Raw genomic sequence first — 14,718 nt, 5'->3', positions numbered from 1 at the left:
GTTCGCGCCTCCTTATGGGGTTTCGATGCGCCGCTGCAACAGGTTGATCAGCAGCAACAGGACGAAGGAAACCACCAGCATCAGCACGCCGATGGAAGTGGCGCCGGTGTAATCGTACTGGTCGAGTTTGACCATGATCAGCAGCGGCAGGATCTCGGTTTTCATCGGCATGTTGCCGGCGATGAAAATCACCGAGCCGTACTCGCCGACGCCGCGGGCGAACGCCAGGGCAAAACCGGTCAGCCAGGCCGGCAACAGCGCTGGCAGGAGGATATGGCGGAACACCTGCAACGGTTTCGCGCCGAGGCAGGCGGCGGCTTCTTCGACTTCACGCGGGATGTCAGCCAGTACCGGCTGCACCGTGCGCACCACGAACGGCAGGGTGACGAAAGTCAGCGCGAGGGTGATGCCCAACGGGGTGTAGGCGATCTTGAAACCGAGGTCGGCGGCGAACTGGCCGACCAGACCGGTCGGGGTGTACAGCGCGGTCAGGGCGATACCGGCCACCGCCGTCGGCAGGGCGAACGGCAAATCGATCATCGCGTCGATCACCTTGCGTCCCGGGAAGGTGTAGCGCACCAGCACCCAGGCCAGCAGCGTGCCGATGATGCCGTTGATGATCGCGGCACACAGTGCGGTGCCGAAGCTCAGCTTCAAGGCTGCCAGCACGCGTGGTGCGGTGATGATCGTCCAGAACTGATCCCAGGTGAGTTGGGCGGCGTGGACGAACATCGCCGCCAGCGGGATAAGCACAATCAGGCTGAGGTACACCAAGGTGTAACCCAGCGTCAGCCCGAAGCCGGGTATGACGGGGGAGATACGACGCGACATAAAAGTCCTTGGTTGTGTGGCGAGGGAGCTTGCTCCCGCTGGACTGCGCAGCAGTCCCTACCTCTTATGAGCGCTGCGCACTCAGGCGGGAGCAAGCTCCCTCGCCACAATGAGTCCGGGTTCTGCTCAGATTACTGCGCCTGATAGATCTGGTCGAACACGCCACCGTCGTTGAAGAATTTCGGCTGCGCGGATTTCCAGCCACCGAAGTCCTTGTCGATGGTCACCAGTTCCAGTTTCGGGAACTGCTGGGCGTACTTCGCCGCCACGTCCTTGTCGCGTGGACGGTAGAAGTTCTTCGCGGCGATCTCTTGACCGGCCGGGCTGTACAGATGCTTGAGATAGGCTTCGGCGATCTGCTCGTTGCCCTTTTTCTCGGCGTTCTTGTCGACCACCGCCACCGGAGGTTCGGCGAGGATCGACAGCGACGGCACGACGATGTCGAACTTGTCGGCGCCGCCATCTTCTTTCAGCGCAAGGAACGCTTCGTTTTCCCAGGCCAGCAACACGTCACCCTGACCGTTGTTGACGAAGGTGATGGTCGAACCGCGAGCGCCGGTGTCCAGTACCGGAACGTGCTTGAACAGGGTCTGCACGTACTCCTTGGCTTTTTCTTCGCTGCCGCCGTTGGCTTTCAGGCCGTAGGCCCACGCGGCGAGGAAGTTCCAGCGTGCACCGCCGGAGGTTTTCGGGTTCGGGGTGATCACCGAAACGTCGTTCTTGACCAGGTCGCCCCAGTCCTTGATGCCTTTCGGGTTGCCCTTGCGCACCAGGAACACGATGGTCGAGGTGTACGGAGTGCTGGCGTCCGGCAGACGCTTCTGCCAGTCGGCCGGCAGGGTCTTGCCGAGCTTGGCGATTTCGTCAATGTCGCCGGCCAGTGCCAGGGTCACGACGTCGGCGCGCAGACCGTCGATCACCGCCCGGCCCTGCTTGCCCGAACCGCCGTGGGATTGCTGGATTTTCACAGTGTCGCCGGCGTGATCTTTCTGCCAGAACTTGATGAATTCGGCGTTGTAGTCCTGATACAGCTCGCGCGTCGGGTCATACGACACGTTGAGCAGTTCGTAATCCTTGGCAACCGCGGAACCGGCAAACACAGCGCTGGCCAGCGCGGCCAAAGCGTAACGGCGAATCGACGACATGGTGAAAGCTCCTGGAATTCTTGGTGGTGGCTTTTTCTTATGTATTGCGCAAATCGGGTGTGCCGTTTCAAAGATCGCCGCCTGCGGCAGCTCCTGCGCATAGCCCCCAGCAGGAGCTGCCGCAGGCAGCGATCCTTTGATCTTCAAATCAGCTCGGCTTGTTACCCGGCTGCTGCAAACGGAATTTCTCTTTGCGTTCGATCTGTACGACCTGGGCGTTGTGCACAGTGATCTCCACTGCGCCAAAACGCAGATCGCGCAGGGCGCTCTGGATTTCACGCAAGATCGTGGTTTCGTCCTGACCGTCAACGCTGCGAAGGGATGCGCTCATGGTGCTGCTCCTTTGAATGGGATATGCCTGGCAGTGGGCGGCACTGCGTTCGGCGTGGGAGCAATATAAGAGAGGCGCAGATATTCTTAAAAAGACTATTTAAGAATGTTTATATAACTGGAAAACATTATGTGGCGGGGCAAGGGTTTGCGCGGTGTTCCCGCGACGAAAGAACACCGCAACCCCTGTGGCGAGGGAGCTTGCTCCCGCTCGAGTGCGAAGCGCTCGCCGTTTTTTTTGGCCTGCTACGCAGTCCAGCGGGAGCAAGCTCCCTCGCCACAAAATCGGATTCAACCGATAAACGGTGCGCGCGCCCAATCAATCTCCCCCGCCGGCACTGGCCGCCCAAACCAGTAGCCCTGCCCCAGGTCGCACTCCTGCTCCAGCAGAAACGCCGCCTGCTCGGCCTGCTCGATCCCTTCGGCATGCACCTGCATGCCCATGCTGCGGGCCAGTGCGATGATCACCCGGACAATCGCCGCGTCGTCTTCGTCCCACGGCAGGCCGGCGACAAAACCCTGATCGATCTTGAGCTTCTGCACCGGCAGGCGCTTGAGTCGCAGCAGCGACGAATAGCCGGTGCCGAAATCGTCGATGGCCAGGCGAATACCCAGCTCGCGCAACCGGTGCATTTGTTCCAGCGCCACTTCCGGATCATCCATCACCGCACTTTCGGTGACTTCCAGCTCCAGATATGCCGGATCCAGCCCGGTCTCGTGCAGCACCTGCGCCACCTGCTGATACAGCTCACGCCGGGCAAACAGGCGCGACGACACGTTCACCGCGACAAACGACAGCACAATCCCGGCCTGCTGCCACTGACACATCTGCGAACACGCCTGGCGCATCACCCACGCATCGATTTCGGCGATCAGGCCAGTGCGCTCGGCAATCGGGATGAACTCCGCCGGCGACACCAGACCGCGCTGCGGATGCTGCCAGCGCACCAGCGCTTCGACGCCGATCAGGCGGCTGCTGTGCAAATCGTGCACCGGCTGGTAGTAGACCCGCAGTTCCTGTTGCTCCAGCGCGCGGCGCAGTTCGAAGGCGATCTCGACCCGTTGCTGCGCGTGGGCGGTCAGCTCTTCGGTGTACAACGCATAACCGTTGCGACCGCTGCTCTTGGCCTTGAACAACGCGGCGTCGGCATTGCGCAACAACTGATCGGCACTCAACGCATCACTGGGGAACAGGCTGATACCGATGCTGGCGTTGATGAACAACTCATGCGCATCGATGCAGAATGGCTCCTTCAGCGCATCGAGAATGCGCTGAGCCAGGGCCGCCGCCTGGACCAGCTGTGGACAACTTTCCGCCAGCACCGCGAATTCGTCACCGCCGAGTCGCGCCAAGGTAATCCCGGGACCGAACAATTCCTGCAAACGCGACGCCACCGCTTTTAGCAGGCGATCGCCGATGTTGTGCCCGAGGCTGTCGTTGATCATCTTGAAGTGATCCAGATCGATCATCAGCAACGCGCAGCCGCGCTTGTGGATCTGCGCCGACGCCAGCGCCTGCTCGGCGCGGTCGCTGAACAGCAGGCGATTGGGCAGATCGGTCAGTGGATCGTGGTGCGCGAGGTGCTTGAGTTCGTGTTCGGAATCCTTGATCGCACTGATGTCGGAAAACACCGCCACATAATGGCTGAGGCGGCCCTGATCGTCGTGAATCACGCGGATGGTCTGCCACTGTGGATAAATCTCGCCGCTCTTGCGCCGGTTCCAGATCTCCCCGCTCCACTCGCCCTCGCTCTCCAGCGTGGCAAACATTGCCTGATAGAAGCCCGGCGGATGGTGGCCGGACTTGAACAGGCTTGGCTGATGCCCGAGGACTTCTTCGCGCTGATAGCCGGTGATCGCCATGAACGCGCGGTTGACGTGCACGATCAGGCCCTGACGATTGGTGACCAGCACACCTTCGCGGGTGCAATCGAACACCGCTGCCGCCTGACGCAGGCGTTCGCGGTCGGACTGACGCTCGCGTAACCGCGCACCGATGCCGAGAAATTCGCACAATCTGGCCCGTGCCAGGAAAATCAGGCCAGCACTGACGGCAGCCCAGACGTAACCGTTGATCAGTTGCCATCGCTGCAGATCGACAGATTCATCAAAGAAACTGTTCAATAAGTAACCAGTTCCCTGCAGCCAGACCACAGCAAGCAACAGGTAAAGCAGCGCTGCACGCAAGGCATCGCGGTAAGTGGCAGGCATTCGGCTGTCCATGTCCCTACAAAAAAGGTTGGAATTATAGGTCAAGAAACATCCAGCGACTCTTATCTGAAAGGGCGACTGGTTTTATCTGTGTGCTTGGTGATAATGCAACGGCTGTTTTTATCTTTATCGAGGGCCCTATAGCCTATGTGGTACGAAGGTTTTCTTGGCTTGTCGGCCTGGTCACTGGTCGCGGTCACCCTGCTGATGACCCACGTGACAATTGTCGCCGTCACGGTCTATCTGCACCGTTATTCGGCCCACCGTTCGCTTGAGCTGAACGCCGGTCTGAAACACTTTTTCCGCTTCTGGCTGTGGCTGACCACGGCGCAGAACACCCGCGAGTGGACTGCCATCCACCGCAAACACCACGCCAAATGCGAAACCGAAGATGACCCGCACAGCCCGGTCATCAAGGGCCTGTCCACCGTGCTGCGCAAAGGCGCCGAGCTGTATCGCGCCGAAGCCGAGAACCCGGAAACCCTGCGCATCTACGGCAAGAACTGCCCGGAAGACTGGATCGAGCGCAACCTCTACAGCCGCTACCCGTTGCTGGGCGTGGCGATCATGGGCGTCATCGACCTGCTGCTGTTCGGCACCATCGGTATCACCATCTGGGCGATCCAGATGATGTGGATCCCGGTCTGGGCTGCCGGCGTGGTCAACGGTCTGGGTCACGCCATCGGCTACCGCAACTTCGAATGCCGCGACGCCGCGACCAATCTGGTGCCGTGGGGCATCCTGATCGGCGGCGAAGAACTGCACAACAACCATCACACCTACCCCAACTCGGCCAAGCTGTCGGTGAAAAAGTGGGAGTTCGACCTCGGCTGGGCGTGGATCAAAGTCTTCAGCTTCTTCAGGCTGGCCAAGGTGCAGCGTGTAGCACCGATCGCCCACCGCGTCGAAGGCAAGGGCAGTCTGGACATGGACACCGCCATGGCGATCCTCAACAACCGCTTCCAGATCATGGCCCAGTACCGCAAGTTGGTCATCGGCCCGCTGGTCAAGCAGGAGCTGGACAAGGTCGATCATTCGGTACGCCATCAATTCCATCGGGCCAAACGCCTGCTCTCGCGGGAAACCAGCCTGCTGGAGGACCGTCATCACTTGCGCATCCAGAACATGCTCGAGCACAGCCAGGCGCTAAAGGTAATTTACGAAAAACGCCTGGCCCTGCAGCAGATCTGGGTCAAGACCAGCGCCAATGGCCACGACATGCTCGCCGCCATCAAGGAATGGGTGCACGAGGCCGAAGCCAGCGGCATCCAGTCCCTGCGTGAATTCGCCGACCAGCTGAAAACCTACTCGCTGCGCCCCGCCGCAGCCTGACCGCCATGAACGAATCCCCTGTGGCGAGGGGATTCATCCCCGATCGGTAGCGCAGCTACCGCAAATTTGTCGACGCGTTCTCATTGCTGAAACGCGTCATATCTACCGCCCGGCGGGAGCAAGCTCCCTCGCCACAAAAGCGCGGAACTTAGCACCGAAAGCCCTATCTCAAAGACACTTCGCCACCCCGGCGGGCTGTACTGTGGCGGTTGTCGAATGGCGGCACGCCCTTTGAGATATGTGCCGATGGTCAACAACAATCAAAAAGACTCATCCCTTGCGCAGTGGCCCGAGGCCGCGCAAACCCTGATGGCGCTGATGCACGCCCAAGGCGAAGTCGCCCGGCTGAGCGAGCGCGAACAGCTGTTCAGCTCACTGCTGGTGAGCGTCAACGCGGTGCTTTGGGCGTTCAACTGGGAAACCCGTCAGGTGCTGTACGTCAGCCCTGCGTATGAGCGGATTTTCGGGCGCTCGGCAGGGCTCTTGCTCGCCGATTACAACCAGTGGCGCGACAGCATCTACCCCGATGATCTGGATTACGCCGAACGCAGCCTTGCCGAAGTCCTGCACACAGGCGCAGTGGAAGACCGCGAATACCGGATCATCGCCGCTGACGGACAGGTTCGCTGGCTCAGCGACAAATGCTTCATCAACCGTCAGGACGAGCCCGGGCAACCGGTGATCATTGTCGGCATCGCCGAAGACATCACCGACAAGAAGCACATGGAAACCGAGCTGCAACGCCTGGCGACCACTGACGTGCTGACCCAGAGCAGCAACCGCCGACATTTCTTCGAATGCGCCAACCGCGAGTTCGAAGAGGCGCGCCTGCAAGGTGCACCTCTAGCCTTTCTGCTGTTGGACATCGATGACTTCAAGCAGATCAACGATAGCTACGGCCACCCGGAGGGTGACAACGTGCTGCAGCGGATCGCCGAATGCGGGCGCGGCTCCTTGCGCCGTGGCGATCTGTTCGGACGCATTGGTGGCGAGGAATTCGCCGCCGTGTTCCCGGGTTGCGCGCCGGACATGGCGATGCAAGTGGCCGAGCGGCTCCAGCAGGAGATTCAGCGGTTGAGCTTCAACGTGGACGGCCAGACGTTCGGCATCACCGTCAGCCAGGGATTGACCAGCCTTCACGATGACGACGAAAACCTCGACAGCCTGTTCGCCCGGGCGGACGCGGCGATGTACGAGGCCAAGCGTCAGGGCAAGAACCGGATTATCTCAAGCTGAAACCCACCATCTGATTCACCTCCCCTGTAGGAGCTGCGGCACGCTGCGATCTTTTGATTTTGCTTTAAAAGACAAGATCAAAAGATCGCAGCGTGCCGCAGCTCCTGCAGGGGGATGCTCGTGAGTCCGGTTACTTGCGCATCCGCATCAATTCCGGCAGCCCGATCTTCAGCAACCGCGCCGTGCGACTCTTCGCCAGCTCTTCGACGCCCTCATGCTCGGTCAGACGGGCCATTTGCGCCGCCATGTTCATCACCAGCGCCTCACGGGAGTAAACCCCGCCTCCGAGCTGGTAGACCGACGCAATCAACTCACGCAGCTCCAGCGGCAAGCGCCAGCGTGTACGCAACGCCGAACCGTAAGCCGCGCCGAACTCCGCCAGCGCGTCGCCGACTTCCTCCAGCTCATCCAGCTCGCCGCCGGCCTGCTTCCACTCCTGCAAACAACGCAGCAACGCCAGGTCACCGAGACGATGCAACATACCGGCGCAGTAGCAGCGCTCCTGATCCAGATCGAGCAGGCGCGCCAGCGTGCGGGCATATTCGGCCGTGTGCAGCGACAACCCCCAATAGCGCTCGGCGTAGTCCGCCAGGCATGGATCGCTGAGTTTGGCGCTGCGCTTGAGCGCCAAGCCGAGAATCAGGTTCATGCTCTGCCCGGTGCCGAGGCGATGCAGCGCCTGACCCAGGGTCTGCACCGCCGCGCCATGATGCTGCGCCGCGCTGTTGGCGGCGGCGATCAGCACGGCGGTGATCTGCGGATCGGTGCGGATTTCTTCTTCCAGCAGTTTCAGGTCGAGGCCATTGGGGTTGAGACTGCGTTTGACCGCCACTTGCACATCGGTCATCAACGGCGCGCCATCCGCCTGCTCGCGACGCCGCTCAAGGAACACCGACAAGGTCATGCCCGGCGCCAGCGTCGGCACTTCACAGAAAACCTCTTCGCCTGCATCCAGCAGCAACCCCTGCAAGCGCTCGGTCAGGTTTTCCATGTTCAGCGGTTTGGTCAGGTAGGCCGTGGGCGCCAACGGAATGGCTTCACGCACGCTGGCGCTGTCGTTGCGGCTGCTCATCAGGATGAACGGCAGCGGCGGATTGCGTTTGCGCTGCCGCACGCTGCGCAGCACGCTCAAGCCGTCGATGCCCGGCAACTCCCAATCGACAATGGCCAGGTCATAGGGCACTTCGCTGAGTAAAGACAGGGCTTGCTGGCCGTCGGCACACAGGTCCAGCCGCGCATCGCAGCGCACATTGAGCAACACTTGTTTAAGCAGGTCCCGGGACCATGGATCAGCCTCGGCAATCAGCACTCGGGGTACGGCGGGTAAATCAACGGCAGTCATGCGCGCTCTCCCTTGCAATGCCTGAACCTTAGCCAATGCTGGCCTTTCGATACAGCGCAAAAGCGCCGGATGTGTTTCAAGGGGCGTAAAAAAACCCGCCGAAGCGGGTTTTTTGTCGAACCGATCACACGGAGTCGGGGCTTACAGCTCCGAGAAGCACTCTTCGATGATCGCCAGACCTTTGTCCAGTTGCTCGTCCGGCGAGGTCAGCGGTACGAGAACGCGCAGCACGTTGCCGTAGGTGCCGCAGGACAGCAGGATCAGGCCCTTGTCGCGCGCCTTGGCCACGACAGCCGCAACGGCAGTCGGGTTTGGCTTGTGGCTGTCGCCGTTTTCGAACAGCTCGACCGCGATCATCGCGCCCAGCGCACGCACTTCACCGATCACCGGGTACTTGGCCTGGATGGCCTTCAAACCGGTTACCAGACGCTCGCCGACAGCCTTGCAGCGATCAAGCAGTTGCTCTTCTTCGAACACTTCCATCACGGCCAGAGCCGCAGCGCAAGCGATCGGGCTACCGGCGTAGGTGCCGCCCAGGCCGCCTGGAGCGATGGCGTCCATGTATTCGGCCTTGCCGCAGACGCCGGCCAGCGGGAAGCCGCCAGCGATGGATTTGGCGAAGGTGGTCAGGTCGGCAGCGACGCCCATCTGTTCCATGGCGAAGAAGGTGCCGGTACGGCCAGCGCCGGTCTGCACTTCGTCAGCGATCAGCAGGATGCCGTGCTGGTCGCACAGGGCACGCAGACGCTTCATGAATTCTTTCGGCGCGACGTAGAAACCACCTTCGCCCTGCACAGGCTCGATGATGATCGCGGCGATGTCTTTCGGCTCGGCGTCGTTCTTGAAGATGCGTTCGATGGACGCGATCGAATCGTCGATGCTCACACCGTGCAGTTCGTTCGGGTACAGCGCGCGGAAGATGCCGCCTGGCATCAGGCCCATGCCGGCCGAGTAAGGCACGACCTTACCGGTCAGGCCGAGGGTCATCATGGTGCGACCGTGATAGGCGCCGGTGAAGGCGATCACGCCGGCACGGCCAGTGGCGGCGCGGGCGATTTTCACGGCGTTTTCCACGGCTTCGGAACCGGTGGTCACCAGCAGGGTTTTCTTGGCGAAATCACCTGGCACCTTGGCGTTGATCTTTTCGCACAGCTCAACGTACGGCTCGTAGGCCAGTACCTGGAAGCAGGTGTGGGTCAGCTTGTTCAACTGTTCGGTCACGGCGGCGATGATTTTCGGGTGCACGTGGCCGGTGTTCAGCACGGCGATACCGCCGGCGAAGTCGATGAACTCACGACCTTCAACGTCAGTCACGGTAGCGTTCTTTGCCGATTCGGCGAAGATCGGGTGAATCTGGCCAACACCACGTGGAACAGCAGCGGTACGGCGGGCCATCAGATCAGCGTTAGTCTTGCTCATTACAGTCCTCATTCACCGCTCATCGGGCGGCGTAGTTCAAGGATTAAGCGGGAGAAATCGGCGGTGGCAGCATGCGATGATCGACTGCCACGGCGTTCCTGGCCGCAGAGAAAATTCCGGTTTTGAAACGACGCAAAGGGACAGCGCTCTCGTGCCTTTTGTGTTTGCAGCGATCCCTTTCCCGGCTTAGATGCCCAGGCAGAGGTATTTGATTTCCAGGTAATCCTCGATGCCGTACTTGGAGCCTTCACGGCCCAGACCCGACGCCTTGATGCCGCCGAATGGCGCGACTTCGTTGGAGATCAACCCGGTGTTGACGCCGACCATGCCGTATTCCAGGGCTTCAGCCACACGGAACACACGGCCCAGATCACGAGCGTAGAAGTAGGAGGCCAGACCGAACTCGGTGTCGTTGGACATCGCGATCACTTCGGCTTCGTCTTTGAAGCGGAACAGCGGCGCCAGCGGGCCGAAGGTTTCTTCCTTGGCGACGGCAGCGTCTTTAGGCACGTTGGTCAGGATGGTCGGCTCGAAGAAGTTGCCTTCCATCGGCTTGCCACCGGCCAGTACGGTGGCGCCTTTGGCCACGGCGTCAGCGATGTGCTCTTGCACCTTGGCCACGGCTTTTTCGTCGATCAGCGGGCCAGTGGTGGTGCCTTCTTCCAGACCGTTGCCGATCTTCAGCTTGGCCACCGCCACTTTCAGCTTCTCGGCGAACGCGTCGTAGACCGAATCCTGAATGTACAGACGGTTGGCGCAGACGCAGGTCTGGCCGTTGTTGCGGTACTTGGAAATGATCGCGCCTTCGACGGCCTTATCCAGGTCCGCGTCGTCGAACACGATGAACGGCGCGTTGCCGCCCAGTTCCAGCGAGACTTTCTTGATGTCCTTGGCGCATTCCGACATCAGCTGACGACCGATCTCGGTCGAACCGGTGAAGGACAGTTTGCGCACGATCGGGTTGCTGGTCAGCTCGCTGCCGATGTCGCCGGCGCTGCCGGAGACCACACTGAACACACCTTTAGGGATGCCGGCGCGCTGGGCCAGTTCCGCCAGGGCGAACGCGGAGAATGGGGTTTGCGAAGCCGGCTTGAGCACCATGGTGCAACCGGCGGCCAGCGCAGGGCCGGCTTTACGGGTGATCATCGCCGCCGGGAAGTTCCACGGAGTGATGGCAGCAGTAACGCCGATCGGCTGCTTGATCACGATCAGGCGTTTGTCCGGCTGGTGGCCAGGAATCACGTCACCGTAGATGCGTTTGGCTTCTTCGGCGAACCACTCGATGAACGAAGCGGCGTAAACGATTTCGCCCTTGGCTTCGGCCAGCGGCTTGCCCTGCTCGAGGGTCATCAGGCGCGCGAGGTCGTCCTGGTTCTCGATCATCAGTTCGAACCAGCGACGCAGCTTGCCGGCACGCTCTTTGGCGGTCAGTGCACGCCAGGCCGGCAACGCCTTGTCGGCGGCTTCAATGGCACGGCGGGTTTCGGCAGCGCCCATCTTCGGCACGGTGCCGAGAATTTCGCCGGTAGCCGGGTTGTTGACCTTGATCGTCTGACCGTTGTCCGCATCGACCCAAGCGCCATCAATGAAGGCTTGCTGGCGGAACAACTGGGTGTCTTTAAGCTGCATGTCGGCTTTCCTTAACAGCACCGCGGCCTGCGCGGAGCAAAATTATGATTGTAGAAAGGCGCCTCGCAAGGCTGCCGTCAGGGAAATCATCGACCGGGTGAGGCGCAGTGATCGTGCGTTATTCTCAGCACCTGCGCTTCAACACCCGATCAAAGAGCGTTTGAAATCTCAAACGGATCGTAGGAGCAAAGGGGTTAAAGGACAATAGGTCGTTCGAAAAAAAGAACAAAAACCCCGTGTTTGCTGGATTTTTCAGATCAACGCGCAAAAGCCTTCCATGACCGATATCGACAATGGAGGCTTTTGCGAGCGTCATTTCAACCTTTTGGCGTTTTGCTGGCCGGGTCCTGCAGAATCTTCTCGCTGGCCGCCGCACTGGCCGTGGTATCGACGCTGTATATCTGCATGACGCCTTGGTTGGTCGCCGCCTGAGACAACGTATTTTGCTGTTGCTGGGCGCTGACGGCGTTTTCGAACAGGATGCCGGTGGAGTGCGCCATTGTTTGATAAATGGTGCCCATTGCCATGGCCGGCGCTTCAGCTAAAACCTTTACGCTGGTTTGAGTGACTGCGTCGGTGATCTGGTCATTTACAGTTGCCATTGCCTGACTCCTTTCGCTGAACGATGAGTGTTGCAAATGTTGTTCATACCGTCGGCTTGCGCTCAGCCAGACTGCCACTGAACCGGGCGATACTCTGGTTGATTCGCTCAAGGGCCTGATCGACGTTTTCCGCATCCAATACCCCGCTCGCCGCCGCCACCGCAGCAGCGCCACCTACCAGCAAGTGCGTGTGCAGGGCACCCAACGCGCTTTCGTTCGCGGCAGCGAGATCGTCGTTGACAATGTTCTCGGTCATCTGCCGCAGCAGCACACCCTGCGAGGCCAGCGCCAGTTTGGTCACCCCATCGAAATAACTCGCCGCTGACTGCGCCACCAGGCCGCTGGCCTGGCGGATCAGGAGTTCCGACCCCAGCGCTGCCAGCGCGGGGGCTTGAGCTGCCAACTGGCTATTGAGGAAATTCACCGACTCGACCAGTTGCGCATTCAATGCCTCGCTGCCGATGCCATCGGCGGCCTGCTTGAGCAAATGCTCGTTCAGCGCTTCCAGCAACGACGCAGTGGTAGTCGCGGGATCTGCCGTCGGCGGCTCCTGCCCCGCCGTTTGTGCCTGTTCCTCCGCCATCATGACCGCCCTCCAACCGCCAGAATCTGCTGCACCGCAGCCGCCACCGTGGCATTACCGATAATGTTCAGCGCCTGCTGCTGACTGACCGCGTTCTGCAGTGCCAGGCTGACTGCGTGGCTGGTGACCTGAGTGAGCGTGGCGATCGCCGTCGCGGGCGCAGAGCCAACAACCTGAACATTCGATTGGGTGACTGAATCGGTGATTTGTGGATTGACGGTAGCCATGCATTTCTCCTGAAGGGATAGCGATCAAAGTACCCGCCGCAGGAAAACGATAGATCAGCCCTGCCAAAGCGCCAAAAGATCGTTTTTCAGGACGTTACCGCCTTGAGGAATGCTGCTTTGCGTGGACACGGACGCTGACACAAGCGCCAAAAACCGGCATGGACGCCCCGAGCCGACCTAGGTATGATGTCGCACGCTGCACCAGTAGCTCAGCTGGATAGAGTACTGCCCTCCGAAGGCAGGGGTCGTGGGTTCGAATCCCGCCTGGTGCGCCATGAATTGAAACGAGAAAGCCCCGGACTGTGATGGTCCGGGGCTTTTTTGTGGGCGCTGCTTTTCATGAGACAGCGGTCACTCCGTCGTCCAGTCAAACTCATCGTAATCCTCATCCTCCTCTTCCTCCCCAGTTTCCTCAAAACCCTCATCTTCTTCCACGACGTCTTCTTCCGACTGGTTCAGCAGAAACTCCTTGCGCGCCTCGGTAATCGCGCGCCGCATCTCCTCGCCCTTTTGCGGGCAGTTGAGGAGTTGGGCGATGCGGTCGATTTTTGCTGCCACTTTGTTCTCCAGCGTTTCAGCCATGGCCCGATAGTGCGCGTTTTTGCCGGGCAATGCCAAATGGCCGGATGAACAAGCGGTCAGTTCTGGCGGATTTTTTCGAGGCGCAGGTCGAGGTCCACGCCGGGGTAGCGTTTGTGCAGGTTGTTGTACAGCGCGTCCGCGGCTTGCGACTGGCCGGAGTCGCGCAGGCGCAGGACTTCGCGCAGTTGCGTGTCGAGGCCGTTGGTCGGGGCGGCGGCGCGTTTGCCGAGTTTGGTTTGGTCGGCGCTGATCGCGTCGCTTTGCATCGGTACGGCCATTTCCATCATCGGCGCCGGCGCGGACAGGGCGGCAGCCGGCGGAGCGGCCAGTGACTGCGCTTCCAGTGCTTGCTTGCGCGCCAGTGGCGCGGCCGGTTTGGCCGCCGGGGCGAAGTCGAATTGTCGTTGTGACTCGGGCGCACGTTGCACCAGCGACAACATCAGCGCCACACCGACCAGGCTGGCGAAAGCGACCTGCCAGCGCGGTTTCTGACAGGCTCGCAGCCAACGCTGCCACAGGCCTGGCTTGGGCACCGGGGTTTCGCGGTGAGCAGCATTGAGGATGAACGCATCAAGGTACGCCGGCGGTTCAGCATTGTGCTGTTCGCGCACATGGTTGATCACAGGGTCTTCGGGTGTCTGGCGGGCGTCAGTCATGTCAGTACCTCCTCGGCCAGCAGCCGACGCAGTTTTTGCTGGGCGTAGCGCAAGCGGCTCTTGACGGTTTCCAGCGGTGTTTCGGTGAGGCTGGCGATTTTCGCCAGGTCGAGGTCGCCGTGGGCGCGCAGCAGGAACACTTCGCGCTGGTCGGCGGGCAGGGTTTGCAGGGCGCTTTCCAGGCGCTGGCTGTCGCGACTGAGGTTCAGCAGTTGTTCGGGATCGTGGGTCTCGTCGCCAACTGCGTGAAGCTGTTCGTCGTAGCTGTCGTGCAACGGCTGATGTGCGCCGTGTTTGCGCCAGTGATCGATCAGGCGATTACGGGCAATCTGGAACAGCCATGTACGAAACGTCGCCCGTCCTTGTGGCTGGCTGGAGCTGCGGATCAGGCTCAGCCAGGTGTCCTGAAACACCTCGTCAGCCAGTTCCGGCTTGCCACTCAACCCGAGCAGGAACCGATACAAACCCTGGCGATGGCGCGCGTACAGAATCTCGAACGCCGCACCGTCGCCCTGGCGATAACGCGCCAGCAACGTTTCATCGCTGCTGGCGGCCGGGCTGTCTGGCGCAGCGAACAGCTGACTGATGAAGCC

General features: G+C 60.8%; 15 protein-coding genes and 1 tRNA gene. 3 read left to right on the top strand and 13 right to left on the bottom strand.

The window, feature by feature from the left end; translation table 11 throughout:
• Positions 1 to 12: 12 nt before the first annotated feature.
• The 4 genes from cysT to dibA all read right to left on the bottom strand — a co-directional run bounded on the left by cysT (position 13) and on the right by dibA (position 4,517).
• Positions 13 to 831, bottom strand: a complete 819-nt coding sequence (gene cysT / locus ABV589_RS15875) for a sulfate ABC transporter permease subunit CysT (protein WP_027611147.1) — start codon at positions 829 to 831, stop codon at positions 13 to 15.
• Between the two features lie 131 nt (positions 832 to 962).
• A complete protein-coding gene (locus tag ABV589_RS15870; RefSeq protein ID WP_027611146.1) occupies positions 963 to 1,976 on the bottom strand; it encodes a sulfate ABC transporter substrate-binding protein in 1,014 nt (337 codons plus the stop codon).
• A 148-nt stretch (positions 1,977 to 2,124) separates the two neighbouring features.
• Entirely contained in the window at positions 2,125 to 2,307 is a 183-nt protein-coding gene (oscA, locus tag ABV589_RS15865) for a sulfur starvation response protein OscA (protein WP_003220508.1), read from the bottom strand.
• A 290-nt stretch (positions 2,308 to 2,597) separates the two neighbouring features.
• A complete protein-coding gene (gene dibA / locus ABV589_RS15860; RefSeq protein WP_367082405.1) occupies positions 2,598 to 4,517 on the bottom strand; it encodes a phosphodiesterase DibA in 1,920 nt (639 codons plus the stop codon).
• A 147-nt stretch (positions 4,518 to 4,664) separates the two neighbouring features.
• On the opposite strand from dibA, the gene desA reads away from it, so the two are divergent.
• Both desA and ABV589_RS15850 read left to right on the top strand, forming a co-directional pair.
• Positions 4,665 to 5,849 carry a delta-9 fatty acid desaturase DesA gene (gene desA / locus ABV589_RS15855; RefSeq protein WP_367082404.1) on the top strand — a complete coding sequence of 395 codons (1,185 nt, stop codon included), beginning with the start codon at positions 4,665 to 4,667 and terminating at the stop codon, positions 5,847 to 5,849.
• 246 nt (positions 5,850 to 6,095) lie between these two features.
• On the top strand, positions 6,096 to 7,085 hold the full coding sequence (locus tag ABV589_RS15850) for a sensor domain-containing diguanylate cyclase (RefSeq protein ID WP_367086207.1): 990 nt from the start codon (positions 6,096 to 6,098) through the stop codon (positions 7,083 to 7,085).
• A gap of 130 nt (positions 7,086 to 7,215) precedes the next feature.
• Here ABV589_RS15850 and ABV589_RS15845 read toward each other — a convergent pair whose 3' ends face one another.
• The 6 genes from ABV589_RS15845 to ABV589_RS15820 all read right to left on the bottom strand — a co-directional run bounded on the left by ABV589_RS15845 (position 7,216) and on the right by ABV589_RS15820 (position 12,887).
• On the bottom strand, positions 7,216 to 8,427 hold the full coding sequence (locus tag ABV589_RS15845; protein ID WP_007963497.1) for a response regulator: 1,212 nt from the start codon (positions 8,425 to 8,427) through the stop codon (positions 7,216 to 7,218).
• Positions 8,428 to 8,568: 141 nt separating this feature from the next.
• Positions 8,569 to 9,846: a 4-aminobutyrate--2-oxoglutarate transaminase gene (gene gabT / locus ABV589_RS15840; protein ID WP_367082403.1), complete on the bottom strand. Its 1,278-nt coding sequence runs from the start codon at positions 9,844 to 9,846 to the stop codon at positions 8,569 to 8,571.
• Positions 9,847 to 10,032: 186 nt separating this feature from the next.
• Complete coding sequence (gene gabD, locus ABV589_RS15835) at positions 10,033 to 11,475, bottom strand: NADP-dependent succinate-semialdehyde dehydrogenase (RefSeq protein WP_007963502.1); 1,443 nt, start codon at positions 11,473 to 11,475, stop codon at positions 10,033 to 10,035.
• Positions 11,476 to 11,792: 317 nt separating this feature from the next.
• The gene (locus tag ABV589_RS15830) at positions 11,793 to 12,077 is read right to left on the bottom strand and encodes a RebB family R body protein (protein WP_367082402.1); all 285 of its coding nucleotides are present in this window, start codon (positions 12,075 to 12,077) and stop codon (positions 11,793 to 11,795) included.
• Between the two features lie 43 nt (positions 12,078 to 12,120).
• Positions 12,121 to 12,663 (bottom strand): hypothetical protein, encoded by a 543-nt coding sequence (locus tag ABV589_RS15825; protein WP_367082401.1) that lies wholly within the window; start codon positions 12,661 to 12,663, stop codon positions 12,121 to 12,123.
• Positions 12,660 to 12,887 carry a RebB family R body protein gene (locus ABV589_RS15820; protein WP_145595719.1) on the bottom strand — a complete coding sequence of 76 codons (228 nt, stop codon included), beginning with the start codon at positions 12,885 to 12,887 and terminating at the stop codon, positions 12,660 to 12,662. Before ABV589_RS15820 ends, ABV589_RS15825 begins: the two co-directional genes overlap by 4 nt.
• A 198-nt stretch (positions 12,888 to 13,085) precedes the next feature.
• Here ABV589_RS15820 and ABV589_RS15815 point away from each other — a divergent pair.
• Positions 13,086 to 13,162, top strand: a tRNA-Arg gene (locus ABV589_RS15815).
• 76 nt (positions 13,163 to 13,238) lie between these two features.
• Here ABV589_RS15815 and ABV589_RS15810 read toward each other — a convergent pair.
• The 3 genes from ABV589_RS15810 to ABV589_RS15800 are packed head-to-tail and all read right to left on the bottom strand — an operon-like array spanning position 13,239 to position 14,703.
• Positions 13,239 to 13,469 (bottom strand): hypothetical protein, encoded by a 231-nt coding sequence (locus tag ABV589_RS15810; protein ID WP_367082399.1) that lies wholly within the window; start codon positions 13,467 to 13,469, stop codon positions 13,239 to 13,241.
• A gap of 56 nt (positions 13,470 to 13,525) precedes the next feature.
• Positions 13,526 to 14,125 (bottom strand): hypothetical protein, encoded by a 600-nt coding sequence (locus ABV589_RS15805; protein WP_367082398.1) that lies wholly within the window; start codon positions 14,123 to 14,125, stop codon positions 13,526 to 13,528.
• The gene (locus ABV589_RS15800; RefSeq protein ID WP_367086206.1) at positions 14,122 to 14,703 is read right to left on the bottom strand and encodes an RNA polymerase sigma factor; all 582 of its coding nucleotides are present in this window, start codon (positions 14,701 to 14,703) and stop codon (positions 14,122 to 14,124) included. Before ABV589_RS15800 ends, ABV589_RS15805 begins: the two co-directional genes overlap by 4 nt.
• Between the last annotated feature and the right edge of the window lie 15 nt (positions 14,704 to 14,718).

This window comes from Pseudomonas sp. HOU2 (assembly GCF_040729435.1).
Lineage (GTDB): Bacteria > Pseudomonadota > Gammaproteobacteria > Pseudomonadales > Pseudomonadaceae > Aquipseudomonas.
Note: the sequence above shows the minus strand (reverse complement) of the source record. Positions and strands in the feature narration are given on the sequence as shown.